Origin of the sequence: Mycobacterium sp. ITM-2016-00317, from assembly GCF_002968295.1 — a bacterium.
Taxonomy (GTDB): domain Bacteria; phylum Actinomycetota; class Actinomycetes; order Mycobacteriales; family Mycobacteriaceae; genus Mycobacterium.
Window position 1 is genome coordinate 766,480 of record NZ_CP134399.1, and the last position, 25,539, is coordinate 792,018.

31 protein-coding genes and 1 pseudogene are annotated in these 25,539 nt (G+C 70.4%); 23 read left to right on the forward strand and 9 right to left on the reverse strand.

What is annotated here, in order from left to right; all coding sequences use genetic code 11:
* Positions 1-52: 52 nt before the first annotated feature.
* From hemB to C6A87_RS03735, 10 genes and pseudogenes are all read left to right on the forward strand, one after another.
* Positions 53-1,032 (forward strand): annotated as a pseudogene (hemB, locus tag C6A87_RS03690) (porphobilinogen synthase).
* Positions 1,029-1,454: a hypothetical protein gene (locus C6A87_RS03695; RefSeq protein ID WP_311116029.1), complete on the forward strand. Its 426-nt coding sequence runs from the start codon at positions 1,029-1,031 to the stop codon at positions 1,452-1,454. The pseudogene hemB and the gene C6A87_RS03695 overlap by 4 nt, the downstream one beginning before the upstream one ends.
* A gap of 7 nt (positions 1,455-1,461) precedes the next feature.
* Positions 1,462-1,908, forward strand: coding sequence for a hypothetical protein (locus tag C6A87_RS03700; RefSeq protein WP_311116030.1), 447 nt, complete (start codon positions 1,462-1,464; stop codon positions 1,906-1,908).
* Positions 1,905-2,417 (forward strand): DUF3093 domain-containing protein, encoded by a 513-nt coding sequence (locus tag C6A87_RS03705; protein ID WP_311116031.1) that lies wholly within the window; start codon positions 1,905-1,907, stop codon positions 2,415-2,417. The genes C6A87_RS03700 and C6A87_RS03705 overlap by 4 nt, the downstream gene beginning before the upstream one ends.
* Positions 2,414-2,671: a hypothetical protein gene (locus tag C6A87_RS03710; protein ID WP_311116032.1), complete on the forward strand. Its 258-nt coding sequence runs from the start codon at positions 2,414-2,416 to the stop codon at positions 2,669-2,671. Before C6A87_RS03705 ends, C6A87_RS03710 begins: the two co-directional genes overlap by 4 nt.
* A gap of 127 nt (positions 2,672-2,798) precedes the next feature.
* Positions 2,799-3,683, forward strand: coding sequence for an oxygenase MpaB family protein (locus tag C6A87_RS03715; protein ID WP_311116033.1), 885 nt, complete (start codon positions 2,799-2,801; stop codon positions 3,681-3,683).
* Positions 3,670-4,263, forward strand: a complete 594-nt coding sequence (locus C6A87_RS03720; RefSeq protein ID WP_311116034.1) for a TetR/AcrR family transcriptional regulator — start codon at positions 3,670-3,672, stop codon at positions 4,261-4,263. The genes C6A87_RS03715 and C6A87_RS03720 overlap by 14 nt, the downstream gene beginning before the upstream one ends.
* 43 nt (positions 4,264-4,306) lie before the next feature.
* Positions 4,307-4,642, forward strand: a complete 336-nt coding sequence (locus C6A87_RS03725; protein ID WP_311116035.1) for a hypothetical protein — start codon at positions 4,307-4,309, stop codon at positions 4,640-4,642.
* A gap of 38 nt (positions 4,643-4,680) precedes the next feature.
* Entirely contained in the window at positions 4,681-5,187 is a 507-nt protein-coding gene (locus C6A87_RS03730) for a pyridoxamine 5'-phosphate oxidase family protein (RefSeq protein ID WP_396836988.1), read from the forward strand.
* Complete coding sequence (locus C6A87_RS03735; protein WP_311116036.1) at positions 5,171-6,535, forward strand: cytochrome P450; 1,365 nt, start codon at positions 5,171-5,173, stop codon at positions 6,533-6,535. Before C6A87_RS03730 ends, C6A87_RS03735 begins: the two co-directional genes overlap by 17 nt.
* A 409-nt stretch (positions 6,536-6,944) precedes the next feature.
* Here the strand turns inward: C6A87_RS03735 and C6A87_RS03740 are convergent, their stop codons facing one another.
* The gene (locus C6A87_RS03740; RefSeq protein ID WP_311116037.1) at positions 6,945-7,325 is read right to left on the reverse strand and encodes a nitroreductase family deazaflavin-dependent oxidoreductase; all 381 of its coding nucleotides are present in this window, start codon (positions 7,323-7,325) and stop codon (positions 6,945-6,947) included.
* Between the two features lie 194 nt (positions 7,326-7,519).
* On the opposite strand from C6A87_RS03740, the gene C6A87_RS03745 reads away from it, so the two are divergent.
* The 9 genes from C6A87_RS03745 to C6A87_RS03785 all read left to right on the forward strand — a co-directional run bounded on the left by C6A87_RS03745 (position 7,520) and on the right by C6A87_RS03785 (position 17,548).
* Positions 7,520-8,959, forward strand: a complete 1,440-nt coding sequence (locus tag C6A87_RS03745) for a cytosine permease (protein WP_311116038.1) — start codon at positions 7,520-7,522, stop codon at positions 8,957-8,959.
* Entirely contained in the window at positions 8,956-10,485 is a 1,530-nt protein-coding gene (locus C6A87_RS03750; RefSeq protein ID WP_311116039.1) for an amidohydrolase, read from the forward strand. The genes C6A87_RS03745 and C6A87_RS03750 overlap by 4 nt, the downstream gene beginning before the upstream one ends.
* 54 nt (positions 10,486-10,539) lie before the next feature.
* On the forward strand, positions 10,540-11,838 hold the full coding sequence (gene hemL, locus C6A87_RS03755) for a glutamate-1-semialdehyde 2,1-aminomutase (RefSeq protein WP_311116040.1): 1,299 nt from the start codon (positions 10,540-10,542) through the stop codon (positions 11,836-11,838).
* Entirely contained in the window at positions 11,835-12,446 is a 612-nt protein-coding gene (locus C6A87_RS03760) for a histidine phosphatase family protein (RefSeq protein WP_311116041.1), read from the forward strand. Before hemL ends, C6A87_RS03760 begins: the two co-directional genes overlap by 4 nt.
* Positions 12,443-13,045, forward strand: coding sequence for a TlpA disulfide reductase family protein (locus C6A87_RS03765; protein WP_311116042.1), 603 nt, complete (start codon positions 12,443-12,445; stop codon positions 13,043-13,045). Before C6A87_RS03760 ends, C6A87_RS03765 begins: the two co-directional genes overlap by 4 nt.
* Positions 13,042-13,833, forward strand: a complete 792-nt coding sequence (locus tag C6A87_RS03770) for a cytochrome c biogenesis CcdA family protein (RefSeq protein ID WP_311116043.1) — start codon at positions 13,042-13,044, stop codon at positions 13,831-13,833. Before C6A87_RS03765 ends, C6A87_RS03770 begins: the two co-directional genes overlap by 4 nt.
* Positions 13,833-15,452 (forward strand): cytochrome c biogenesis protein ResB, encoded by a 1,620-nt coding sequence (locus tag C6A87_RS03775; RefSeq protein WP_311116044.1) that lies wholly within the window; start codon positions 13,833-13,835, stop codon positions 15,450-15,452. The genes C6A87_RS03770 and C6A87_RS03775 overlap by 1 nt, the downstream gene beginning before the upstream one ends.
* A complete protein-coding gene (ccsB, locus tag C6A87_RS03780) occupies positions 15,449-16,447 on the forward strand; it encodes a c-type cytochrome biogenesis protein CcsB (RefSeq protein ID WP_311116045.1) in 999 nt (332 codons plus the stop codon). The genes C6A87_RS03775 and ccsB overlap by 4 nt, the downstream gene beginning before the upstream one ends.
* Before the next feature lie 72 nt (positions 16,448-16,519).
* Positions 16,520-17,548: a MinD/ParA family protein gene (locus tag C6A87_RS03785; RefSeq protein ID WP_311116046.1), complete on the forward strand. Its 1,029-nt coding sequence runs from the start codon at positions 16,520-16,522 to the stop codon at positions 17,546-17,548.
* Between the two features lie 24 nt (positions 17,549-17,572).
* Here the strand turns inward: C6A87_RS03785 and C6A87_RS03790 are convergent, their stop codons facing one another.
* Positions 17,573-17,752, reverse strand: coding sequence for a hypothetical protein (locus C6A87_RS03790; RefSeq protein WP_311116047.1), 180 nt, complete (start codon positions 17,750-17,752; stop codon positions 17,573-17,575).
* Between the two features lie 49 nt (positions 17,753-17,801).
* Between C6A87_RS03790 and C6A87_RS03795 the strand changes: the two genes are divergently transcribed.
* Entirely contained in the window at positions 17,802-18,140 is a 339-nt protein-coding gene (locus C6A87_RS03795) for a DUF4229 domain-containing protein (RefSeq protein ID WP_311116048.1), read from the forward strand.
* Positions 18,141-18,216: 76 nt separating this feature from the next.
* Positions 18,217-18,630, forward strand: a complete 414-nt coding sequence (locus tag C6A87_RS03800; protein WP_396836990.1) for a nuclear transport factor 2 family protein — start codon at positions 18,217-18,219, stop codon at positions 18,628-18,630.
* Positions 18,631-18,635: 5 nt separating this feature from the next.
* On the opposite strand, the gene C6A87_RS03805 is transcribed toward C6A87_RS03800, so the two are convergent.
* The 7 genes from C6A87_RS03805 to C6A87_RS03835 form a co-directional block, all read right to left on the reverse strand.
* Complete coding sequence (locus C6A87_RS03805; protein ID WP_311116049.1) at positions 18,636-19,352, reverse strand: hypothetical protein; 717 nt, start codon at positions 19,350-19,352, stop codon at positions 18,636-18,638.
* A complete protein-coding gene (locus C6A87_RS03810; protein ID WP_311116050.1) occupies positions 19,349-20,269 on the reverse strand; it encodes a VWA domain-containing protein in 921 nt (306 codons plus the stop codon). Before C6A87_RS03810 ends, C6A87_RS03805 begins: the two co-directional genes overlap by 4 nt.
* Complete coding sequence (locus C6A87_RS03815; RefSeq protein ID WP_311116051.1) at positions 20,266-21,225, reverse strand: hypothetical protein; 960 nt, start codon at positions 21,223-21,225, stop codon at positions 20,266-20,268. Before C6A87_RS03815 ends, C6A87_RS03810 begins: the two co-directional genes overlap by 4 nt.
* Positions 21,216-21,689, reverse strand: a complete 474-nt coding sequence (locus tag C6A87_RS03820) for a hypothetical protein (protein ID WP_311116052.1) — start codon at positions 21,687-21,689, stop codon at positions 21,216-21,218. Before C6A87_RS03820 ends, C6A87_RS03815 begins: the two co-directional genes overlap by 10 nt.
* Entirely contained in the window at positions 21,679-22,539 is an 861-nt protein-coding gene (locus C6A87_RS03825) for a DUF58 domain-containing protein (RefSeq protein ID WP_311116053.1), read from the reverse strand. Before C6A87_RS03825 ends, C6A87_RS03820 begins: the two co-directional genes overlap by 11 nt.
* Positions 22,540-22,550: 11 nt before the next feature.
* The gene (locus tag C6A87_RS03830; RefSeq protein ID WP_311116054.1) at positions 22,551-23,555 is read right to left on the reverse strand and encodes an AAA family ATPase; all 1,005 of its coding nucleotides are present in this window, start codon (positions 23,553-23,555) and stop codon (positions 22,551-22,553) included.
* A 69-nt stretch (positions 23,556-23,624) separates the two neighbouring features.
* On the reverse strand, positions 23,625-24,494 hold the full coding sequence (locus tag C6A87_RS03835; RefSeq protein WP_311116055.1) for a 1,4-dihydroxy-2-naphthoate polyprenyltransferase: 870 nt from the start codon (positions 24,492-24,494) through the stop codon (positions 23,625-23,627).
* 42 nt (positions 24,495-24,536) lie between these two features.
* On the opposite strand from C6A87_RS03835, the gene C6A87_RS03840 reads away from it, so the two are divergent.
* Together C6A87_RS03840 and C6A87_RS03845 are read left to right on the forward strand one after the other, a co-directional pair.
* Positions 24,537-24,752: a hypothetical protein gene (locus tag C6A87_RS03840; RefSeq protein ID WP_311116056.1), complete on the forward strand. Its 216-nt coding sequence runs from the start codon at positions 24,537-24,539 to the stop codon at positions 24,750-24,752.
* Positions 24,753-24,755: 3 nt separating this feature from the next.
* The gene (locus tag C6A87_RS03845; RefSeq protein WP_311116057.1) at positions 24,756-25,532 is read left to right on the forward strand and encodes an S-methyl-5'-thioadenosine phosphorylase; all 777 of its coding nucleotides are present in this window, start codon (positions 24,756-24,758) and stop codon (positions 25,530-25,532) included.
* The last annotated feature ends 7 nt before the right edge of the window (positions 25,533-25,539 follow it).

Here is a 25,539-nt window from a genome sequence, read left to right on the forward strand (position 1 = left end):
GCTCGCACGTGATGCCGTCGTGCTGGAGTGCGATTTCGTGGAAGGTGTAGACATGGCCTTTCCCCGACATCGCCCCAGACGTCTGCGCACCAGCCCGGCGATGCGCGGCTGGTCGCCGAGACCACGCTGGAGCCGCGGCATCTGGTGCTGCCGATGTTCGTCGCCGACGGCCTGCGGGAACCGCGGGACATCGCGTCCATGCCCGGGGTCGTGCAGCACACCCGGGATTCGCTGCGCCGGGCTGCCGCCGACGCGGTCGGAGCCGGTGTGGGCGGTTTGATGTTGTTCGGTGTGCCCACGGAAGAGGACAAGGACGCCACCGGCAGCGCCGGGGTCGACCCGGAGGGCATCCTCAACCGTGCGCTGCGGGATCTGGCCCGCGACCTCGGTCAGGACACCGTGCTGATGGCCGACACCTGCCTCGACGAGTTCACCGACCACGGGCACTGCGGCGTGATCGATGCCATGGGCCGGGTGGACAACGACCTGACCAATCGCCGCTACATCGAAATGGCGCTCGTGCAAGCGAGTTCGGGCGCCCACGTGGTCAGCCCCAGCGGCATGATGGACGGTCAGGTCGCGGCGATCCGGGACGGCTTGGACGCCGCAGGCCACACCGACACCGCGATCCTGGCCTACGCGGCGAAGTTCGCGTCGGCCTTCTACGGCCCGTTCCGCGAAGCCGTCGGCTCCAGCCTTCAGGGCGACCGGCGCACGTACCAGCAGGATCCGGGTAACGCCAGGGAAGCGCTGCACGAGGTCGAACTCGACCTCGACGAGGGCGCCGACATCGTGATGGTCAAGCCGGCGATGTCCTACCTGGACGTGCTGCGCCGGACCGCGGACCTGTCGCCGGTCCCGGTCGCGGCCTATCAGGTGTCGGGTGAGTACTCGATGATCACCGCCGCGGCCCAGAATGGCTGGATCGATCTGCGTCCCGCGGTGCTGGAGTCGGTCTCCGGAATCCGCCGGGCCGGCGCCGACATCGTGCTGACCTACTGGGCCGCCGATGTGGCCCGCTGGCTGTCGTGACGGATCCGACCGAGCAGCCGGCCCGACCCGAGGACGTCGACACCGCGATCTTGCTGTGGCTGGTCGCGCTGCCGCTGATGACCGGCGCCTACGTGCTCGACCTGTTGGTGACTCGGGATCACCCGAACAGCCTGATCCTGGCGCTGTCGCTGGTGTTCGCCGGGATCCTGGTCGCGGTGGTGCTGACCTTCATGTACCTGCTGCGGCTGGGCTACCGCTGGGCGCGCACGCTGTTGACCGGCGGTGGGATCGCGTCGGTGGTGTACTCGCTGTCCAACCTGTCCGACGGCCAGCGGCCCGAGACCGCGGCGATGGCGTACGCCGCCGCGGTCATCGTCGGATCTGTGCTGATCGTCGGCGGGGCGTACCTGCTGCACCGCAAGGACTCCCACGAGTTCTTCACCAGCGGTTCGCTAGGCTGACCCGACCATGACCCCGCCGTCGCCGCCCGCCAGGCCCCGCATCGTCGATCTCGCGTTCTGGTGCTTCGTCGGCGGCGCGGTGATCATGATCGTCGGCGGGCTGATGGCCGCGACCGCGACCTACGACGCCGCGCGGGCAGCGATCCCGTCGGCCGTGTCCGACGATCAGGTCCGTAACTACCTCACCGTCTACCGGTACAGCGGCGTCGGATCGGTGCTGGTGGCGGCGGCGTTGGCGTTTTTGGCGGGCCGGGCCCGACAAGGTGATTCCCGGTTTCGGCTCGCGACGCTGGCCCTGGCCTTCGCCGCGGTGCTGGTGATCGGCCTGCTCGCGCTCGGCGTCGGCGTGGCACAACCGTTGACACTGCTCGGGTTGCTGCCGGTGCTGATCGGGGCGCTGCTGATGGTTCAGCCCGCGGCACGTCTGTGGTTCCAACAGGAAGACAGCCGATGACCGAATCGTCCGAACCCGCCGAGCTCACGGGGGCCCGCCCGGAGGTGCTGTTCTCAGAGCAGGGCGCCAGTTGGCTGTGGGTGCTGGCGGGTCCCGCCGCGGGCGTCGCGATGGCGATGATCCAGCTGACCGCCGGCTACGGCATCCAGTGGGTGGTGCCCGGGCTGTTCTTCGTGCTCGTCACGCTGTTCCTGTCGATCCAGGTCAAGGCCGCACGCATCCACACCTCGGTGGAGCTGACCACCGAGACGTTGCGCCAGGGCACCGAGGTGCTGCGGACCGACGAGATCGTGCGCATCTACCCCGAGGCCAGCGGCTCCGAGACCCCCAAGTGGCAGTACGCGCGGGCGCTCGGCGAGCTGACCGGGGTGCCCCGCGGCCGCACCGGCATCGGTCTGCGCCTGACCAACGACCGCACCGCCCAGGCCTGGGCGCGCAAGCACCAGCAGTTGCGTGCCGAGCTGACCAACCTGGTCGAGGAGCGGATTCCGCCGGAGCCCGCGTCGTGAGCCGCAGTGGCGTCGTGCAGCTGCTGCTCGCCGCCGCGGCCGCGGTGGGCTGCGTGCTGAGCTGGCTCGCCGCGAGCCGAGAGGTCGTCGTCGGTCCGGTGCTCGCCGGGGAGCCGTCGACGACGTCGCTGGTCTACTACCCGCCGCTGCTGACGCTCTCGCTGCTGTTGGCGACGGCTGCGGGCGTCCTCGCCGTGCTCGGCGTCGCCCGGCTGCGCAGCCACCCCGCTTCCGCCACCTCTCCTGCGGAATAGCGTTCCTGGCTGCAGTTGCGGCGCAGTTGACAGCCGTGGGTTCTCACTCGCGAACTATCCGGCACGTGCTGTGGGCCTCGCCACACCGGTATTGGTACAAAGTGCAAATTCTGTAACACTGTCCCTCATGGCCGAGCTGGCGCAGCAGACCGAACATCTCGACGACGCATTGCCGCTGGGGCCGCAGTCGCTCGTATGGCGTTACTTCGGCGACAACCGCATGTATCTGATCGGCCCGCGGCCGGCGGTGCTGCAGAACATGCTCGCCGAGCTGGGCCAGGGCGTCTACGACCACTCGACCTTCTTCGCCGACACCGCCGAGCGGCTCAAGCGCACCATCCCGCCGATCTTCAACACCGTGTACGGCTCCGAGGACCAGAACGCCGGCCTGCAGGTCCGCGACTTCCACCATCACGTCAAGGGTGAGATGCCGGAGGGCGAGGGTTCCGGCGGCGGGCGCTACCACGCGCTCGACCCCGAGACGTACTTCTGGGCGCACGCCACGTTCGTCGAGCAGGTCTACTACTTCGCGGACACGTTCGTGAAGCGCCTGACCCCCGAGGAGCGCGAGCAGATCTGGCTGGAGTCCAAGACGTGGTACCGGCGCTACGGCGTCAGCGACCGCGCGATGCCCGCGACCTACGCCGAGTTCGAGCAGTACTGGGACCGGATGATGAACGACGTGGTGGTCGCGCACCCGACCGCCAAGTACGGCGTCGGCTACGTCACCAAGGGCTTCCCACGGCCCAAGGCGATGCACCCGCTGGTGTGGCGCCTGGCCGCCCCGGTGTTCAACCCGCTGGCCGCGTTCCTGACCACCGGCGGCCTGCCGCCGCGGGCGCGGGACCTGCTCGGGCTGCCCTGGAGCGACAAGCAGGAGCGGCGCTACCAGCGGTTCGCCGCGTTCTGGCGGTCGCGGCCGGTGAACTGGGTCTGGGACCGGCTGCCGATGAGCGTGCGCTACAGCGGCTACGCGGTGAAGGGGTATGCCCGTTCCGATGTCCGGCCCTGATTCGGCGACCCAGCACATCCTCGACGCCGCCGTCGTCGAGTTCGAGCGGCACGGCTTCCGCCGCGTCGCGCTCGACGACGTCGCGCGCCGCGCCGGGGTCAGCCGCACCACCATCTACCGACGTTTCGCGAACAAGGACGAGCTGGTGGGTGCGGTCATCGAGCGGGAGAACGTCAGGCTGTTCGCCGACATCGCCGCCGAGCTCACCCAGGCCGGCCCGCAATCGAACTACTACGTCGAAGCGTTCACGCTGTCGATCCTGAAGTTCCGCAGCCACCGGGTGCTGCACCAGATGATCACCGACGAGCCCGGGCTGGTGCTCGAACTGGCCGGTCGCTATCACCGGGCCGCGATCGACCGGATGGCGGAGGCGTTGCGGATCATCTTCCCGCCCGGGTTCGCCGAACGCATCGGGCCCGCTGCCGTCGACGAGCTGGCCGACTGCATCCTGCGCTACGCGGCGATGGTCTTGCTGCTGCCCAGCGCGCACCCGCTGGACACCGCCGAGGACATCCGCGCGTTCGCCAGACAGCACTTCCTGCCCAGCTTGCCCGCCGCATTGCGCACCGTCACAGCGTGACCCCACGTGTTTCGTGGCTCACACATCCGGGCAGCCCGCAGCCATGACCCCCGACGACCAGAATCAGCAACGTCAGCCCGGCGACAAGCCGGACGTCCAGCTCGACCACGTCACCGAGACGCCCGAGCCCGACAATCAGGACCGCACCGAGAAGCCCGAAGTCACCGACGCGCACCGCGAGACGGCCAAGGAGATGGCCAAGGCCTACGCCGACGACCTCCAGACCACGACCCTGCCCGGAAGTAGCGGCACCGTCTCCGGGACCTCGGTCACCGACTGGGTCGACGACGAGGACAAAGGCAAGATCGAGACGTCGGCAGAGGAAGGAAAAGTCGAGTATCGCAACACCGACGAGTTCAAGCAGAAGCTCGAGGGGTGACGTCCGGGCAGCCGGCGGCCACCGGTTTGCCTAATGTGATGCCTGTGACACCCCTCGATCAGCTAGCGCCCGCATTCGTCGAGATGGCCCACTCGATCGTCTGGGCCTCGGTGGCGACCGTCGACGCCGACGGCAAACCCCGGACCCGGATCCTGCACCCGTTGTGGGAGTGGGACGGCACCGACCTGTTCGGCTGGATCGCGACCGTGCCGACCCCGATCAAGCGCGCGCACCTGGCCGCCCATCCCGATGTGTCGGTGAGCTACTGGACCACCAACCAGGACACCTGCTCGGCGGAGTGCCTCACCGAGTGGTACACCGACGACGACACCTGCACCGCGGTCTGGGAGAAGTTTGCGACGGCCCCGGCGCCGGTCGGGTACGACCCGCACATCATCCCCATGTGGAAAGACGGCCCTACCTCCGAGGAGTTCGCTGTGCTGAGATTGGCCCCGTACCGGTTGCGGGTGATGCCCGGCGTCGTGATGACGCAGGGTGCGGGTTCGCCGCTGACGTGGAGTGACCGCAGTGGTCGCCGGAACTGACACCGGCGTGGCCGGGTTGCCCCTGGTGCCACGCAGCCCGTTGCCGCTGCGACAGTTGCTCACGCTGGTCCGCCGGCTGGACACCGGCCAGGAGGTCATCCGCGACGCCGGCGGCCCGATCACCCGGATCCAGCTGGGCCCCAAGAACCTGGTGCCGCCGATCGTCGCGGTGATGTCACCCGCGGGCATGCGGGACGTGCTGGGACGCAGCGACGCCGCGTCCGACCGGTGCATCATCCACGAGGAGGTGCAGCACGCCGCCGGTGACAGCCTGTTCGTGCTGCCCAACGAGAAGTGGCGGCCGCGCAAGCGGGCGCTGCAGCCGGTGTTCACCAAGCACAACGTCCGCAACTTCGGCGGCCACATGTCCAAGGCCGCACAGGCTTTCGTCGACCGCCACCCGGACGCCGCCGACGTCGACCTGGATGTGGAATGCCGGCGGGTCGCGATGCAGTCGCTGGGACGTTCGGTGCTCGGCGTCGATCTCAACGAACGCGCCGACACGATCGCGCGCTGCATGCACGTCGCGTCCTCGTACACCGCCGACCGCGCGTTGCGGCCGATCCGGGCGCCGCGGTGGCTGCCGACGCCGGCCCGGCGCCGCACCCGCGCGGCGGTGGACGCCATGCGGCAGATCACCGACGAGATGGTGCGCGCCTGCCGGGCCGACCCTGATCGCGACGCTCCACTGGTGCAGGCCCTGATCGCCGCCGCCGACCCGGAAACCGGTGCGCCACTGACTGATTCGGAGATCAGTAACGACCTGCTGATCTTCATGCTGGCCGGGCACGACACCACGGCCACGGCGCTGACGTATTCGCTGTGGGTGCTCGGTCACCACCCCGAGGCGCAGCAGCGGATCGCCGCCGAGGCCGCCGCCATCGGCTCCCGCGAGTTGACCCCCGACGACGTGCCCCGGCTCGAGTACACGGTCCAGGTGCTGCACGAGGCGCTGCGACTCTGTCCGCCTGCCGCCGGCGTCGCCCGGTTGGCCACCCGCGACATCGCGGTCGACGGCTTCCGTGTGGAGGCGGGCAGCCTGGTGGCGCTCGGGCTGTACGGGCTGCACCACGACCCGGAGCTGTGGCCCGACCCGAAGGTGTTCGACCCGGACCGGTTCAGCCCGGAGAACGTGAAGTCCCGCGACCGGTGGCAGTTCCTGCCGTTCCTCGGCGGCGGACGGCCCTGCATCGGCGAGCACTTCGCCCGGCTGGAGACCACGCTGGCGCTGGCCACCATCGTGAAGAGCCTCGAGATCCGGTCGACCGATACCGATTTCGAGGTCGACGTGCCGTTCACCACGGTCGCGCGGGGTCCGATCCGGGCGCGGGTGGCGCCGCGCCGGTAAGCGAGCAGCCAGGCCCGGCGGGCAGGCGCCGGATCGGCGCTCTTTTTCGGGTCTTCCGTGCCGACGCCGTCCGTGGTGAGCTTGACACGACCGTCCAGGCACCGCTGATCCCGGCGTGGTGTCGACCGCGGCGATGCAGGAGGTGTCCAGATGTCTCGAAGCGCCGGTCAGCGATTCGAATGCAAGGAGTGCGGTGCGGTTCTGGTCTACGAAAAGCCGTGTCCTTGTACGAACGAGACGGAGCACCGAGAGGTTTGCTGCGAGAAACCGATGACGTCGGTGCACTAGGCGACCTTCCGGCCGCGATGAGGTCCGTCGATCCGCTCGCCGACACCTACGTGGAGCCGAACCGCCGCGGGATGCGTTGTGCCGGTTCGCCCCAAGGGTTGTCGGCCCCGATGCCGTCGGGCTAGCGACGGTCCAGAAGCACCGCCTGTTCGAACGGCAGCACCGCGAACAGCGGTCGCATCCAACCGGTGACGGCCGGCGCGGCCTCGGCCTTGGGGACCACCCGCGGATCAACGACATCGAACGACTTTCCGTACCGCCGCATGGTGGCGCCGCCTGCGGCGGTGATGTTCTTCAGCCAGTCCCGGTCGGGGCCGTAGGTGAGCAGGATCGCGACCCCGTCGGCGGTCGGGAACACCGTCAGCGGCGTCCGGTAACGCCTGCCGGAGCGGCGGCCGACGTGTTCGAGGATGCCCATCGTCGGGGCCCATCCGCCCCAGACGCGTTGGATCGGGTTGGTGACATAGCGGTTGAAGCGCGCCAGCCACTGGGGCAACTGCATGCCCCATCATGCGCCGGATCGACGCCGGCAGGGCAGGGGCGTGCTTTCTCCGGGCAGGCATCGATTCGACATGCGGACCACGGCGACATGAACGAGACTCTCAGCAACGTGGTGAAGGTTCCTTCGGGGACGACCCGCCAGCGCAACGTCGCGCGAACCCCGTTCTGACCGTTCCAGTGAATCAGGAAATCGCCTTGACCTCTGTCGATACCCAGTCGGCACCGCCGGGCCCGCACGGCCCGCACGATCTCGAAGCCGAACTGGCCGTCATCCCCGAATCCGCGAAGACCACCGATCTGCGCGGGCAGTTCTGGATCTGGGCGGGCGCCAACATCGCCCCCATCAACTGGATCCTCGGCGCGCTCGGCGTGACGATGGGGCTCGGACTCGTCGAGACGATCCTGGTGCTGGCGCTCGGCAACGCGATCGGCATGTCGCTGTTCGGGGTGTTCGTGGTGATCGGGCAGCGCACCGGCGTCACCGGAATGGTGTTGGCCCGCGCGGTGTTCGGGCGCCGCGGCGCCTACGTGCCCGCCGCCGTGCAGGCGGTGGTCTGCATCGGCTGGTGCGCGGTGAACACCTGGATCGTGCTCGACCTGGTGATGGCGCTGCTCGGCCGCATCGGGCTGGTCGACGCCGAGGTGAGCAACAACGCGGCACGGATCATCGTGGCCGGCATCATCATGAGCATCCAGGTGGTCATCGCGTGGTTCGGCTACCGCGTGATCGCGGCGTTCGAGCGCTGGACGGTGCCGCCGACGGTCGCCGTGCTGGTCGCCATGACCGGGGTGGCCTGGTTCGGCCTCGACGTCGACTGGGGCTACGCCGGCGACGCCGCGCTGACCCCGGCCGAACACTTCGCCGCGATCACCGCGGTGATGACCGCCATCGGAATCGGTTGGGGCATCACGTGGTTGGGCTATGCCGCCGACTACTCACGGTTCGTCTCCACCTCGGTGCCCGCGCGCAAATTGTTCGCCGCGAGCGCACTGGGGCAGTTCATCCCGGTGGTGTGGCTCGGCGCGCTGGGCGCCACGCTGGCCACCTTGAGCACGTCGTCGGATCCGGGGGAGATCATCGTCGACGCCTACGGGGTGCTGGCGATCCCGGTGCTGCTGCTGGTCGTGCACGGCCCGCTGGCCACCAACATCCTCAACATCTACACCTGCGCGGTGTCCACCCAGGCGCTCGACATCAAGGTCAACCGCAGGGTGCTCAACGTCATCATCGGCGTGTTCGCGATGGCGTGCGTGGTGTTCTTCGTGCTCAACGGCGACTTCGCGCACACCATCGACGCGTGGCTGGTCGGCATCGTGGGCTGGCTGGCGCCGTGGGCCGCGGTCATGCTGGTGCACTGGTTCGGGGTAGCGCGCGGGCAGGTGGACGCCGAGACGCTGCTCGCCTCGCCGAGCGAGTCCACCTTGCCGATGGTGCGGCCCAGCGCACTGATCGCGTTGGCCGTCGGCATCTTCTTCACCTGGCTGTTCATGTACGGGATGGTGCCGGTGATGCAGGGGCCGATCGCCACCGCGCTGGGCGGCATCGACCTGTCGTGGCTGGCCGGTGGGCTGACCGCCGGGACGATCTACGCCGCGCTGGAGATCCCCAAGGCCCGCCGCCGGGTGCGGGGATGACCGCGGACGGCCACCTGATCGACGGTGCGACCGTCCTGACGATGGATCCGGTGACCGGGGCGACCCCGGTCACCCGCAGCATCCGGATCCACGGCGGTGAGATCACCGCCGTGGAACCGGAACTGACGGCCGAACCGGGCGAGAACGTCATCGACGGACGCGACCGGCTGGTGGTCCCCGGCTACGTCAACGCGCACACCCATTCGTGGGAGGCGCTGTTCCGGGCGCGGCTGGACAACCTGCCGCTGGAGCACTGGATGCTGCTGTCCTATCCGGTGCTCGGCCTGGAGCCGCTGTCGCCGGACCTGATCCGGCTGCGCTCGGCGCTGGTGGCGATCGAATCGCTGCGCAACGGGGTCACCACGCTGGTCGACGACGTGCTGGAGGTCCCGGGGCAGACCGAGGAGCAGCTCGCTGCGGTCTTCGAGACCTACCGCGACATCGGGATCCGGGCCAACGTGTCGGGGCATGTGATGGACCGGCCGTTCGTCGAGCACTTCCCGTTCCTGGCCGATGCGCTGGAGCCCACGCAGCGCCGCGCCCTCGACGCGCTGACGGTGGCCGACCCGGCCGACTTCCTGGCCTACGCGCAGTCCGCCGCGGCCCGCTACGGTCACTACGCCGACGGCCGGCTGCGGTTCATGGTCGGCCCGTCGGCGCCGCAGCGCTGCTCCCCGGAGCTGCTGACCGGCCTGGACGAGGTGGCGCGGCGGCACGACCTGGAGTTCCACATCCACGTGCTGGAGACCCGGACCCAGGCCGTGACCGGCGAGGAGTTCTACGGCAAGACGATGGTCGAGCATCTGCACGCGCTCGGTGTGCTCAGCGAGCACGTGACCATCGCCCACGGGATCTGGCTCACCGACTCCGACATCGACGTGCTGGCCGACAGCGGCGCCTCGGTGTCGCACAACCCGATCTCCAACCTCAAGCTGGGGTCGGGCATCGCGCCGTGGCGCAAGCTGCGCGACGCCGGGGTGAACCTGGGGCTGGGCACCGACGGCATGTCCAGCAGCGACACTGCGCGGATGTCGGAGGTGGTCAAGACCGCCGCGCTGCTGCACAAGGTGACCGGGCCCGATTACCGGCAGTGGCCCACCGCGGCCGAGGTCCTCACCGCGGGCACCCTGGGCGGTGCCCGGTCGGCCCGGCTCGGCGACACCGTCGGCAGCATCGAGGTCGGCAAGCGCGCCGACCTTGTGATTTACGACATGACGTCGCTGGCGTTCACGCCGCGCAACGCCCCGGAGTTGCACTTGGTCTACTCCGAGAACGGGTCGTCGATCGACACCGTGCTGGTCGACGGCCGGGTGGTGATGACCGACAACCGGCTCACCATGATCGACGAGCGCGCCGTGCTCGACGAACTGCAGGCCAGAGGCCTGGAGCTGCGCCGCTGGCAGGATCACCTGGAGAGCCTCAACCGCGCCCTGCTGCCGGCGTTCGACCGGCAGTACCGCGAGGTGATGAGCCGGTCGGTGCCGGTGAACCGCTTCAGCGGGCGCGGCGAGTACTGGCTGAACTGACTCCACTACACCCTGTAGTTGGAGGTTTTCCACCCGGCTGGGACACTGGTCGCCATGAGCAGTACCGAGCTGTCCGCGAAGTTGTTCGCTGACGCAGCCTCCGTGATCCCCGGCGGCGTCAACTCCCCGGTGCGCGCCTTCAACTCCGTCGGCGGCACGCCCCGGTTCATCACCTCGGCCGAGGGCTGCCGGCTCACCGACGCCGACGGCAACCGCTACGTCGACCTGGTGTGCTCGTGGGGCCCGATGATTCTCGGCCACGCCCATCCCGCGGTCGTCGAGGCGGTGCAGCGGGTCGCCGCCGCCGGGCTGTCATTCGGCGCGCCGACCCCGTCGGAGTCCGAACTGGCCCGCGAGATCGTCGACCGGGTGGCCCCGGTGGAACTGATCAGGCTGGTCAACTCCGGCACCGAGGCCACCATGAGCGCGATCCGGCTGGCCCGCGGCTTCACCGGCCGCGCCAAGATCGTGAAGTTCTCCGGCTGCTACCACGGCCACAGCGACGCGCTGCTGGCCGATGCCGGCTCCGGCGTCGCCACGCTCGGCCTGCCGTCGTCGCCGGGAGTCACCGGCGCCGCCGCCGCGGACACGATCGTGCTGCCCTACAACAACGTGGCCGCGGTCGAGGAGATCTTCGCGCAGTTCGGCGCCGAGATCGCGTGCGTGATCACCGAGGCCAGCCCCGGCAACATGGGCGTCGTCCCGCCGCTGCCCGGCTTCAACGCCGAGCTGCGCCGCATCACCGCCGCGCACGGCGCGCTGCTCATCGTCGACGAGGTGATGACCGGCTTCCGGGTCAGCCGCGCCGGGTGGTACGGCCTGGATCCGGTGGACGCCGACCTGTTCACCTTCGGCAAGGTGATGAGTGGCGGGCTGCCCGCGGCGGCATTCGGCGGCAAGACCGAGGTGATGAGCCGGCTGGCCCCGCTGGGACCGGTGTACCAGGCGGGCACGCTCTCGGGTAACCCGGTCGCGATGGCCGCCGGTCTGGCGACGCTGCGCGCGGCCGACGACGCCGCCTACGCCACACTGGACGCCAACGCCGACCGGGTGACCGGGCTGATCGGCGATGCGCTCACCGAAGCCGGTGTGGCGCATCAGATTCCGCGGGCGGGCAACATGTTCAGCGTGTTCTTCGGCGCCGAACCGGTCACCGACTTCGCCGCCGCGCGGGCCACCGAGACGTGGCGGTTCCCGGCGTTCTTCCACGCACTGCTCGACGCGGGCATCTACCCGCCGCCGAGCGCATACGAATCCTGGTTCGTCTCAACCGCTCTCGACGACGACGCGTTCGACCAGCTCGCCGCCGCGCTGCCCGGCGCCGCGCGTGCCGCCGCGCAGGCCACCGCATGACGGCTGAACGCACGGTCGTGCACGTGATGCGCCACGGCGAGGTGCACAACCCGGACAAGATCCTGTACGGCCGGCTGCCCGACTACCACCTGTCGGAGCGCGGCCGGGCGCAGGCGCAGGCCGTCGCGGACTGGCTCGCCGCCCGCGACATCACCTACGTGGTGGCGTCGCCGCTGGAGCGTGCGCAGGAGACCGCCGCGCCGATCGGCGCGCGGCACGGCCTGTCGGTCCACACCGACGACGAGCTGATCGAGTCGACGAACGTCTTTCAGGGACAACGGGTCTCGCCGGGCGACGGGGCGCTGCGCGATCCTCGCAACTGGTGGCACCTGCGCAATCCGCGGCAGCCGTCCTGGGGCGAGCCCTACACCGAGATCGCGGCCCGGATGAAGCGCGCGCTGATGCGCGCCCGGGCGGCCGGGGCCGGCCACGAGGCGGTGTGCGTGAGCCACCAGTTGCCGGTCGAGACGCTGCGCCGTGCGATGACCGACCGTCCGCTGCACCACTTCCCGACGCGGCGGATGTGCAATCTCGCGTCGGTCACGTCGTTCTACTTTCACGACGAGTCCTGTGTCGGCTGGGGGTACGCGGAGTTGGCCGGGCAGTGAACCGAGTGGTGGCGCTGATGCGCACGCTGTTCGCAGCGTGCGCGGCCACCGCCGTGCTCGCAGGCTGCGCCACCGGCAGTGACGCCGTCGCCCAGGGCGGCACGTTCGAGTTCGTCGCGCCGGGCGGCCAGACCGACATCGTCTACGACCCGCCCGCCGACCGCGGCACCCCCGGACCGCTGTCCGGGCCGGATCTGATGGACACCGACAAGACCATCTCGCTGGACGACTTCGCGGACAAGGTGGTCGTGATCAACGTGTGGGGCCAGTGGTGCGGCCCGTGCCGCACCGAGATCAGCCAGCTGCAGCGGGTGTACGACGCGACCCGGGACCAGGGCGTCGCGTTCCTCGGTATCGACGTGCGCGACAACAACATCGACGCACCCCGGGATTTCATCATCGACCGCGGCATCACGTTCCCGTCGATCTACGACCCGCCGATGCGCACGATGATCGCGTTCGGTGGGCGCTATCCGACGACGGTCATCCCGTCGACGGTGGTGCTCGACCGCGAGCACCGGGTCGCCGCGGTGTTCCTGCGCGAACTGCTCGCCGAGGATCTGCAACCCGTCGTCGAGCGGCTGGCGGCGGAACGATGAACCTGGACCAGATCGACCAGTTGACCGCCAGTGGCCCGCTGCTGCTGGCGCTGGGCCTGGCCGCGCTGGCCGGGCTGGTGTCGTTCGCGTCGCCGTGCGTGATCCCGTTGGTGCCCGGATACCTGTCGTACCTGGCCGCGGTGGTCGGGGTCGACGGCGGGCCCGACGGACCCCGCCCGGGCGCCGTCGCGGTCCGGGCGGCGCGGCTGCGGGTCGCCGGTGCGGCGGCGCTGTTCGTCGCCGGGTTCACCGTGGTGTTCCTGCTCGGCACCGTCGCGGTGCTCGGCATGACCACCACGTTGATCACCAATCAACTTCTGCTGCAGCGGCTTGGCGGCGTCGTCACGATCCTGATGGGGCTGGTGTTCATCGGCCTGGTGCCGGTGCTGCAGCGCGACACCCGGTTCACGCCGCGCCAGATCTCGACCGTCGGCGGGGCCCCGCTGCTCGGCGCGGTGTTCGCGCTGGGCTGGACGCCGTGCCTGGGCCCCACCCTGACCGGGGTGATCGCAGTGGCCTCGGCGACCGAGGGCAGCAACGTCGCGCGCGGCGTGGTGCTCGTGATCGCCTACTGCCTGGGGCTCGGCATCCCGTTCGTGCTGCTGGCGTTCGGTTCGGCGCGCGCCGTCGCCGGGCTGGGCTGGCTGCGCAGGCACACCCGCACCCTCCAGATCGCCGGCGGCGTGCTGATGATCCTGGTGGGCGCCGCGCTGGTCACCGGGCTGTGGAACGAGTTCGTGTCGTGGGTGCGCGACGCCTTCGTCAGCGACGTCAGGCTACCGATCTGATGCGAATCGTGGCCCTGATCCGCAACACCTGGCGGACGTTGACGTCGATGGGCACCGCGCTGGTGCTGCTGTTCCTGCTCGCACTCGCGGCGATCCCCGGTGCCCTGTTGCCGCAACGCAGCCTCAACGAGTCCAAGGTCGACGAGTACATCGCCGACCGCCCGACGCTGGGCCCGTTGCTGGACCGAGTGCAGGCGTTCGACGTGTTCTCCAGCTACTGGTTCACCGCGATCTACGTGCTCCTGTTCATCTCGCTGGTGGGTTGCCTCACCCCGCGGATGGTCGAGCACGTCCGCAGCCTGCGCGCGGTCCCGGTGCCCGCGCCGCGCAACCTCGCGCGGCTGCCCAAGCATCACAGCGCCGAGGTCCCGGGCACCGACGTCGGCGCCGCCACCGCGGCCATCGACTCCCGGCTGCGCGGATGGCGACGCACCGTCCGCCGCGACGGCGACACCGCCGAGATCTCGGCCGAGAAGGGGTACCTGCGCGAGTTCGGCAACATCGTCTTCCACTTCTCGCTGCTGGGCCTGCTCGTCGCGATCGCCGCGGGCAAGTTGTTCAGCTACGAGGGCAACGTCATCGTCGTCGCCAACGGCGGCCCCGGATTCTGCTCGGCGTCCCCGGCGGCGTTCGACTCGTTCCGTGCGGGCAACACCGTCGACGGCACCTCGCTGTACCCGATGTGTGTGCGGGTCAACGACTTCAAGGCCACCTATCTGGAGAACGGCCAGGCAGTCGGCTTCCAGGCCGACATCGAGTACCAGGCCGGCGACGACCTGGACACCGGCACCTGGCGGCCGTACCTGCTGAAGGTCAACGAGCCGCTGCGGGTCGGCGGTGACCGGGTGTACCTGCAGGGCCACGGTTACGCGCCGACGTTCACCGTGACCTTCCCGGACGGGCAGACCCGCACCCAGACGCTGCAGTGGCGGCCCGACGACCAGATCACGTTCCTGTCGTCGGGGGCCATGCGTTTCGACCCACCAGGCGGCACCTACACCGACGACCTGGAACGCCGCCGCAACCAGCTCGCGATCCAGGGACTGTTCGCCCCGACCGCACAACTCGACGGCACGCTGCTGTCGTCGCGGTTCCCCGAGATGAACGACCCCGCCGTCGCGATCGACATCTACCGCGGCGACACCGGCCTGGACACCGGCCGGCCGCAGTCGCTGTTCACCCTCGACCCGCGGATGATCGACCAGGGCCGGCTCAGCAAGGCCGCCAGGGTCAACCTGCGGGCCGGCGAGGACACCCGACTCGACGACGGCACCGTCGTCCGCTTCGACGGCGCGGTCCCGTTCGTCAACCTCCAGGTCTCACACGACCCCGCGCAGATCTGGGTGCTGGTGTTCTCGATGACGATGATGGGCGGACTGCTGGTGTCGTTGATCATCCGCCGCCGACGCGTCTGGGTACGGCTCACCCCAGGGCCGGCGGGTACGGTGAACGTCGAGCTGGGTGGCCTGGCCCGCACCGACAACTCGGGGTGGGGCGAGGAGTTCGAACGGCTGACGGCGCGGCTCCTGGACGCCGCACGAGACGGCAGGGAAAGCGGCGAGGCAAGCGCTGAGACCGCGGCGCCGGTGCTGGAAGAGAAGAAAGCGAAGTCCCCATGAGCACGACCATCGACACCGACCTGGCTCGGTACTCCGACTGGGCGTTCACCTCGTCGGTGCTGGTTCTGGTGGCGGCGCTGCTGCTGCTGGCCGTCGAACTGGCCTACAGCCGCAGCCGCAGGGTCGAGGACCGTGAACTGGTCGGCGCCGCTTCGGCGGGGTCGGGGCGGGGCGCGGGTGTGTCCCGCGACAGCGCCGCCCCCGGCGTCGTCGTCGAGACCCCCGGCCGCTCCTTCGACGAGCGGCTCGGCACCTCCGGCGTGGCCCTGGTCTACGTCGGCATCGTGGCGCTGCTGGCCTGCATCGTGCTGCGCGGCCTGTCCACCTCACGGGTGCCGTGGGGCAACATGTACGAGTTCATCAACCTGACCTGTCTCTGCGGTCTGGTGGCCGGGGCCTGGGTGCTGCGCAGGCCGCAGTACCGCTCGCTGTGGGTGTTCGTGCTCGTGCCGGTGCTGATCCTGCTGACCGTGTCGGGCAAGTGGCTGTATTCGCACGCCGCGCCGGTGATGCCCGCGCTGCAGTCCTACTGGCTGCCCATCCACGTGTCGGTGGTCAGCCTGGGCTCCGGGGTGTTCCTGGTGGCCGGGGTGGCCAGCATCCTGTTCCTGCTGAAGATGTCGCGGCTGGGCGAGCCGGGCCGCACCGATGCCGTCGGGCGCATCGTGGCCAAGCTGCCCGACGCCCAGACCCTGGACCGGATCGCCTACCGAACAACGATCTTCGCGTTCCCGATCTTCGGGTTCGGGGTGATCTTCGGCGCCATCTGGGCTGAGGAGGCCTGGGGCCGGTACTGGGGCTGGGACCCCAAGGAGACGGTGTCGTTCATCGCCTGGGTCATCTACGCGGCCTACCTGCACGCCCGCTCGACCGCCGGCTGGCGGGACAAGAAGGCGGCCTGGATCAACATCGCCGGGTTCGTCGCGATGGTGTTCAATCTGTTCTTCATCAATCTGGTGACCGTCGGCCTGCACTCGTACGCCGGCGTCGGTTAAACGCGGAGAGGGTACTGACTGTTGGTGGACGCGCCGGGGAGTTTTCGGGCACAGCAACGGTTCTCTGACCCCATGGCGCCTGTCCCCGCGGAGTGGACGGCGCCGACGCCCCCCGAGGGCGTCCCCCCGGTCACGACCGCCGACCCGGCGCCGTACCTGGATCTGTCGACGGTCGCGCTGCTCGGCCACGCCCACCGCGGCCCGTCGGCGGGCTGGCGCAAGTGGCTCTACCGGGCCTCCGGCCGGCTGATCGACGTCGGGGAGAGCCCGAAGGTGATCCGGCGCGACAGCCTGGTCGCCCAGGTGCAGCAGCCGCTGCGGGGCTGCTATCGCATCGCGATGCTGTCGCAGAAGGGCGGGGTCGGCAAGACCACGATCACTGCGACGCTGGGGGCGACGTTCGCGACGACCCGCGGTGACCGGGTGATCGCGGTGGACGCCAATCCCGACCGCGGCACCCTGAGCCAGAAGGTCCCGGTCGAGACGTCGGCCACCGTGCGTCACCTGCTGCGCGACGCCGAGGGCATCGCGTCCTACAGCGACGTGCGCAACTACACCTCGCAGGGGCCGAGCCGGCTGGAGGTGCTGGCCTCCGAAACCGACCCGGCCGTGTCGGAGGCGTTCAGCGCCGACGACTACTGCCGCGCGATCGACGTACTCGAGCGTTTCTACAGCGTGGTGCTGACCGACTGCGGCACCGGCATGCTGCACTCGGCGATGACGGGGGTGATCGAGAAGGCCGACGTGCTGGTGGTGATCAGCTCGGGGTCGGTCGACGGGGCCCGCAGCGCGTCAGCGACGTTGGACTGGCTGGAGGCGCACGGCCACGAGGACATGGTCCGCAACTCGATCGCGGTGATCAACGGGGTGCGGCGCCGCCGGAAGAGGGGCGGCACGAAGGTCGATCTGAACAAGGTGGTCGACCACTTCGCCCGGCGCTGCCGGGCGGTCTGTCAGGTGCCGTTCGACCCGCATCTGGAAGAGGGCGCCGAGATCAGCCTGGAGCGGTTGCGCGGCGACACCCGGGAATCGTTGCTCGAGCTGGCCGCGGTGGTCGCCGCCGGTTTCCCGGGGGCACAGCGCCACGACCCGCTCGGTTAGCGGACGGGGAGCGCGCGACTCTTGCTAGGGCCGGGGCTGGTCGGGCCGCGGCTGGTCGTCGCGCGGATTGATCCGTCGCAGAAAATCCGGATCGTCGTCCGGTCCGATCACCCGGGTGCGCGGTCGGTTCGCGTTCATCCGGCTCACTCGCCAGCCCACGTAGACCAACGCGGCCACGACGAGAATCAGGAGCAAATACGCCACTCAAAACCTCCTTCCTGTCAATATACGCGCCGTCGGTAGGCTGCCTTTCGTGTCAGAGGACCCCCGGCCGACAACGCGGCTCATTCTCGATGTGCTGGCCTATACCGCCGCACGACTGGTGCTCGTCGTCGTTCTGACGGCGGCGATTCTCGGGATCGGCCACCTGGCCGGGATCCGGGAGTTCCCGGTGGTGATCGCGCTGCTGTTCGCGTTCGTCGTCGGCCTGCCGCTGGGCATCTGGGTGTTCACGCCGCTGCGGCGCCGGGCCAACGCGAGCATCGCGGTGTGGGACGAACGCAGGCGCCAGGACAGGGAGCAGCTGCAGTCGCGACTGCGCGGCGGCGCCGACGGATCCGGCAAGCGCCGGGACGACACCTCCGGTACCTGACAGATATCGGCGCGGACGTAACGCTCCAGCTAATCCGTGAGCTTAGCTGGACGGCATCGCGGGTAACCGCGATGGCATGAACAATTCGCAGGTCATCGCCCGTTCGCGGGCCATGCCGAATTACAGGGGTGGCAGTAACCCGAAGGTGATGCTCGGGCAGCGGCTGTACCAGCGTTGGCTGTACGAGCTGTGGGCAGGGAAGCGGGTCGCCGGCGAACTGGTGGCGCCGGGGTTCGTCGGTCACTGGCCGACCCGCGACGTGCACGGACCCGACGAACTGCAGGCCATGGTCGACCGGACCAGGGCCACGCTGACCGAACTGCTGTTCGCGGTCGAGGTCGGCCCGTTCACCGACGGCGACCTGATCGCAGCGCGGTGGATCGCCACCGGCTCGGGCCCGCGTGGTCCTGCCCGCTTCACGGGCAACGACCTGTTGCGGGTGGCCGACGGCCGGATCGCCGAGTACTGGACGGGCACCGCGCGCGCCTGACCGGGTCAGCCGGCGGCAGCATCGCGCAGCAGCTGCCGCAGCGCCTCAAGCGGGTCACCGCCGCGGTCGAGACGACGCTCACCGGTCGGGTCCGACACGTCCGGGGCCGTGATCGGTGGGGCCGACGGAGCCGCGGGTGCGGCGGCGGGCGGCGGCACCGGCGGCAGGAGGGGCGCCACCGAACCGAGCGCCCGGATCTTGGCCGCGATCCGCTCCTCGGCGTCCGCGCGGACCGCCCGGCGTGCTTCGTCCGGATCGTCGTTGCCGGCGAAGCAGCCCGGCGCAGCGCCCGCGATCACCTCCAGCGCGCTGTCGTACCGCTGCCGCGCGGCGTCCAGCCGCGCCTCCCAGGCGTCGATGTCGCCCCGCCGTTCGCGCACCAGCGCGAGGTTCACCCGCACCGCGCACGACCGGTCCGGTCCCGTGCCGGCCAGCGCTTCGGAGAACCTGGCGTCGGCGTCGTCGAGCCGCTCCTCGCGCACCGCGAGCGTGCCCGCCGCGAAGGCCGTGGTGGCGGGTTCGACGAAGTCGAGCAGCGACAGCATCGCCACGTCGTCGCGCAACGCGCCGACGTCACCGGCGGCGTAGTGCTCCTGTGCCGAACCACCCACCAGCACCACCGAGATCAGCTTGACGGCGAGCACCACGGCGACCAGTGTCACCGGCGCCGACACCAGCAGCAGGCGCCTCCTCAGCCGTATCCGGGCCGGGACGCGTGTCATGACAGCACCTCCCGACGGGTGGCCCGCGCCCGCAACAGGTCCCGCGCGGTCAGGTAGATCTCGACGAGCAGCAGCAGCCCCGCCAGCATCGTGCACAGCCAATAGAACTCGACGCGGGTGGGCGCGTCCGCGGGTTCCCGGGCCGCGTCGGCGGCGTCGGCGGCGGCGGTGTCCACCGGCAGCGGTCCGCCGGTGGCGCGCGACACGAACGGCACGCCCAACTGGTCGGCGATGGCGCGCAAGGTGGCTTCGCCGCGGCCGGACCCGTATCCGAGCACCGCCCCGCCGTCGACCGGGGGAGCCTCGAACTCGCCCTGCGGCACGGTCGACTCCGGTGCGCCGGAACCGAGGTAGTAGACGAGGTTCGGCGCGGACGGATACTGCTGGCCGGCCGCGATCAGCTGGTAGCGCAGCACGTTCGCCGCCGCGGCGGCGTTGACCGTGGTGCTGTCGGCGGTGGGACCGGCGTACGGGGTGAGGGTCTCGACGAGGGGCTGCAGGCTCCAGGCGTCGTCGGACAACGGCCAGTCGATGGCAGGCCGGGACGCGAAGCTGATCAGCGCGAACCGCGCCCCCGGATGTGCGGCGACGAGTTCGCCGATGTCGTCGCGCATCTGCGCCATCCGCTGTCTGCCGTCGGGATCGGTCAGCGCCGAGTCCGCCGACCGGTCGACGACGAAGTAGACGTTGGCGCCGGTCTGCGCGGGGCGACCGGGCTCGGTGTCCTCGGCCGCGCCGCTGACCGGGCGCGCGGCGGCCAGCAGGATCAGGAGCATGGCCGCGGTCGTGGTGGACCAGCGCAGCACAGAGCGCCGACCCGCACCGGCGGCCGCGCGCAACGCCACCAGCCGCAGTGCGATCAGCGCGCCCGCGGCGACAGCCAGCAGCAGCGGGGGCAGCACCGGTTCGAAGGTCATCGCCGCACCGCCAACAGGGCCACGCCCAGCAGCGCCGACAACGCCAGCGCCGCCACCAGGGTGACGGCGGGGGAGTCCTCCCGCGCGTCGGACCCGGCGGTCGGACCGGCCGGCGCCGCCGCGCGGATCGCATCGAGTTGGGCGTCGAGGTCTGCGGCGTCCAAACGCAGGAACTGTCCGCCGGTCGCGGTGGCCGCCGCACTCAGCGCGGCCGTGTCCCGGCCCGGCGTGGCGATCGCGTTGATCTGCACCCCCGCCCGGCGGGCCATGTCGGCGACCTGCGCGTCGGTGAACAGCGACGGCCGGTCGTCGCCGGGGGCCCGCAGGTTGCCCGGGCCGAGATAGATCAGCGAGCGCCGGGTCTGGCCGGGCTGCTCGAAGTCGGGGAACCCGGTCAGGCACAGCGCGAGCAGGTCGGCGACCGTCGGGGCGTAGTCGTCGTACTCCACCGGTGTGCTCAGCGTCGGTGCGGCCGGGCCGGGCCGGGAGAGTTCGGCGAGCCGGCCCGCGGCGAACTGGTAGTCACGGGTCAGCGGCACGAGGCGGCGGTTCACCGACGTCAGGCCGATGCGTTCGGATCCGTACGTGGTGGCCTGGCGGGCGAAGTAGCTCAGAAAAGGCCGGGTGGCCGGGTCGGTGCCGGGTGCGCCGACGCAGAGCATGACGTCGTCGCGGGGCTCGGCAGCACCGGCGTCCCAGAAGGTTCCGGTCGGTCGGGCGGTGGCCAGCGCGGTCGCACCGAACAGCAGCACCAGCAGGGTCAAGGTGATCGTGGCGGCACGGGTCTGGCGCCGCACTACGGCGCGGTACTCGGGCAGCCGGGTCAGCCGCGCGGTGTTGGCCAACGGCAGCTGCTGCTCCCGGCCCCGCCGTACCGGCAGCAGCACCGCGAGGGCGAGGACCAGGATCAGCGCGCCGAGCCCGGACGCGGCCACCGGCCACCACGTCAGCTCCACGAGCGGATCAGCTCTTCGGTCTGCTCGCCGAGGCGGCCGACGTCGGCGGTGGAGGCCCGGTCGAACTGGACGTCGCCGAGCGCTTCCAGCACGGGTGCCGCGGCGGCGACATCGCTCGCGGCCACGGCCCGCAGCTGCATGAACTGTGCGGGGGTCCCGGTGGCCTGGTGCAGGAAACTGCGCAGCGTCCGGCTGAGTTCGGCACCGGCCTGCGCTGCCGACAACTCACCCGCGCGGTGGCGCAGCGTGACCGTGCGCGCGGTGTTGGCGAACCGGCGGCGCAGCACCTTGGCATGCCACGCCCGCAGCCCCGGCAGTCCCCGCAGGCTGCGCGACGGCAGGGTCGCCACGACGACGGCGGTGTACCAGAGCGCGACGATCACGATCAGGGCGAGTCCGAGCCACAGCCACGTCGTCGAGTACGCCAGGGGTCCGCTGACGAACTCCAACAGGTCATCCGGCACGCGACCACACCCTGGTCATCGCGGTGAGGGTGCGCCGGATCTGAGTCGACCGGCCGATCGTCGCATGCGAAACCCCCTGTGCTGCCAGGAATTCCGTGAGGTGCTGGACGCGCCGGTCCTCGGCGCGGCGGTAGGCGGCGACCACGCGCGGGTCCACGGCGGCCGCACCGAGCACCGGCCGCCCGGTGGTGACGTCGTAGCCGCCGTGCTCAGCCTCCACCGCGGGCATGTCGGCGACCATCGCCCACATGACGTCGTGGCGCGCGGTCAGCCTGGCCAGCGCCTCGCCGAGGCGGTCGTCGGGTTCGGGTTCGTCGGACACCGCGACGACCAGCATCGGATGCCGGTAATGCGTTGCCACATAGTCCAACTGGCACACGATGTCACTCGGCCCCGATCGGGTGCTCTGGTCCTGGTAGTGCTGCAGCATGCTCTCGATGTGGTTTTCGCCGCGGCGCTGGCGTACCCGGATGCTGCCCCGAGCGTCGCCGTAGACCATGCCGATCTCGTCGGCGCGGCCGAGGGTGATCAGGCCGAGCGCCCCCATCACGTGAAGTGCCACATCGCGTTTGCGTTCCCGGCTGGGGGCCAGCGCGTGCATGTTCCGGCCTGCGTCGGCGACGAGCAGGATCTTGTGGTGCTTCTCGGACACGAAGCGTTTGATCAGGACGGCGCCGGAGCGGGCCGAGGCCTTCCAGTCGATGTCGCGGACGTCGTCGCCGGGCACGTAGGGCCGCAACTCGTCGAATTCCAGTGTCCGGGTGTGCAGCAGCGCGTGCCGACCGCCTTCGAGCAGGCCGCGCGTGTCGGTGCCGAAGTGCGACCTGGCCCGGTTGAGGTGTTTACCCACTCGGCCGCCGCTCAGGGCACCCGGACCGCGCGCAGCACGGCGTCGATCACCACGTCGGGCGTGACCCCCGCGCTGGCGGCCTCGAAACCGAGGATCAGCCGATGCTGCAGCACCCGGTGGGCGAGGTCGGCGATGTCACCGGGCACGACGTGGTCGCGGCCCGACAGCAGCGCCAGCGCACGGGCCGAGGTGCACAGCGCGATGGTGGCCCGCGGGCTGGCGCCGTACTCGATGAGCCGCGCCACCGTGGCGGGCAGGTAGTTGCCGGGTTCGCGGGTCACCCCGACCAGGCGGCTGGCGTAGAGCATCAGGTCGCGGCTCATGTACACCTCGCGGGTGACCCGCTGAAGCCGGCGGATGTCGTCGAGCGTCGCGACGGGGCGGACAGGGTGCTCCCGGTCGAACAGCCCTGCGTCGAGCCGCATGAGCACCTCGACCTCCTGCTCCGGCGAAGGGTAGCGCACGATCTCCTTGAGCAGGAACCGGTCGGTCTGCGCCTCCGACAGCGCGTAGGTGCCCTCCTGGTCGACGGGGTTCTGCGTCGCGACCACCAGGAACGGCTCCGGGATGGGATACACCACGCCGGCGATCGTGGTCTGGCGTTCCTCCATCGCTTCGAGCATCGCGCTCTGGGTCTTCGCGCTGGAGCGGTTGATCTCGTCGAGCAGCACCACGTTGGCGTGCACCGGGCCCAACTGGGTGACGAACGAGGTGGTGGCCGCGTCGTAGACCTGGGTGCCGATGATGTCGCTGGGCAGCAGGTCGGGCGTGCACTGGATCCGGCGGAACCGGCCGTCGATCGACTCGGCGACGACGCGGGCCGCGGTGGTCTTGGCCAGTCCGGGCACGCTCTCCAGCAGGATGTGCCCGCCGGTCAGCAGCCCGATCAGCAGTGTCTCGCGCAGGTGCTCCTGCCCGACCACCTTGGCCGAGAACGCGTCGGCCAGCGCCGCCAGCACCCGTCTCGCCTCGCGGACGTCGTCACCGGACTGGCGGGGCATCGGGGCGGCATTCATCCCGCTGCATGTACCACGCGAATCCGGCGCGCAAACCGACGCTCAGGGGTGCCCAGCGCGCCCGATTCGCTATCCGAAGGCCAGCGCGGTGCTGACCGCCACCGCCCACACCAGCATCGTCAGCCCGGTGTCCTTGAGTACCGGGATCAGGTCCTTGCCCCCGGATCCGGCGCGCACCGGTTTGGCGGCGCGCACCGCCAGCGGCAGGGCCACCAGCCCGGCCGCGCACCACGGGGTGGCCGCGATCAGTACCAGCGTCAGCGCGAACGCGACCGCCAGCAGCACCTGGAACAGCACCCGGGTCTTCGCGTCCCCGAGCCGCACCGCCAGGGTGATCTTTCCGGACTCCGCGTCGGTCGGGATGTCGCGCAGGTTGTTGGCCACCAGCACCGCCGAGGACAGGCATCCGGTCGCCACGGCGAGCGTGACACCGACCCAGTCGATGCGCAGCGCCTGGGTGTACTGGGTGCCCAGCACCGCGACGAGGCCGAAGAACACGAACACCGCGACCTCGCCGAGGCCGGAGTACCCGTAGGGCTTGGAGCCGCCGGTGTAGAGCCACGCCCCGGCGATGCACACCGCCCCGACCGCGATCAGCCACGGCGCGGAGAACCACGCCAGCACCAGTCCGGCCAGCGCGCCGACGGTCAGGCTGAGCACCGCGGCCGTCAGCACCGACCGCGGCGCCGCGAGCTTGGAGCCCACCAGTCGCAGCGGTCCGGAGCGGACGTCGTCGGTGCCGCGGATACCGTCGGAATAGTCGTTGGCGAAGTTGACCCCGACGATCATGCCGACCGCGACGACCAACGCGAGCAACGCTTTCCACCACGACGCGGCATCCAGCCACGCGGCGGCACCGGTGCCCGCGATCACGGGTGCGACGGCGTTGGGCAGCGTGCGGGGACGCGCCCCCTCTACCCACTGCGCGAAACTGGCCACGACGGTCAGTCTTGCAGGTGCCGACCGTGGCAGACTGAGCGCATGGACGAGCATCTGAGCAACACCGAGATCGGCAAGGACGCGGTCCAGGAGATCGTCGCCGCCGGCGCCTCGGCTGTCGGAGAGGTCGCGTCGATCATCACCACCGCGGTCAAGGACGTCGCGAACACCGTGGGCGGATTCGCCACCGAGGTGTTCGAGATCCGTGACGGGGCGCGCCGGGCCGGCGCGCAGCAGGACGCCGGGGACGACGCGTAGCCGGTGCTGGGGGTCATCGGGGGCAGCGGCTTCTACTCGTTCTTCGGGGCCGATGCCCGGACGGTGGAGATGGACACCCCGTACGGGTCGCCCAGCGCGCCGATCACGATCGGCGCCGTCGGCGCCCACGAGGTCGCCTTCCTGCCCAGACATGGTGTGCACCACGAATTCTCGCCCCACACCGTGCCCTACCGGGCCAACATGTGGGCGCTGCGCGCGCTCGGTGTGCGGCGGGTCTTCGGACCCTGCGCGGTCGGCAGCCTCGACCCGAATCTCGGGCCCGGCGCGGTCGTGGTGCCCGACCAGCTCGTCGACCGCACGTCGGGCCGGCCCGACACGTATTTCGACTCTGGCGGCATCCACGTGGGCTTCGCCGACCCGTACTGCCCGACGCTGCGGTCGGCGGTGACCGACCTGCCCGGCGTGCTCGACGGCGGCGCGATGGTGGTGATCCAGGGTCCGCGGTTCTCCACCCGCGCGGAGAGCAGGTGGTTCGCAGATCAGGGCTTCCGGCTGGTGAACATGACCGGCTACCCCGAGTCTGTGCTGGCTCGTGAACTGGAGATGTGTTACGCCGCAATCGCTCTGGTGACCGATGTGGATGCGGGCGTGGAAGCGGGCCAGGGCGTGCGGGCGGTCGACGTGTTCGCCGAGTTCCAGCGCAACATGGGGCCGTTCAAACAGCTCGTCCACCAGGCGATCGACCGGGTGGACCTCGAGCGCTCGTGTACGCACTGCCTGGCCCACGAGGGTGTGCAGTTGCCGTTCGACCTGCCCTGATCGAAAA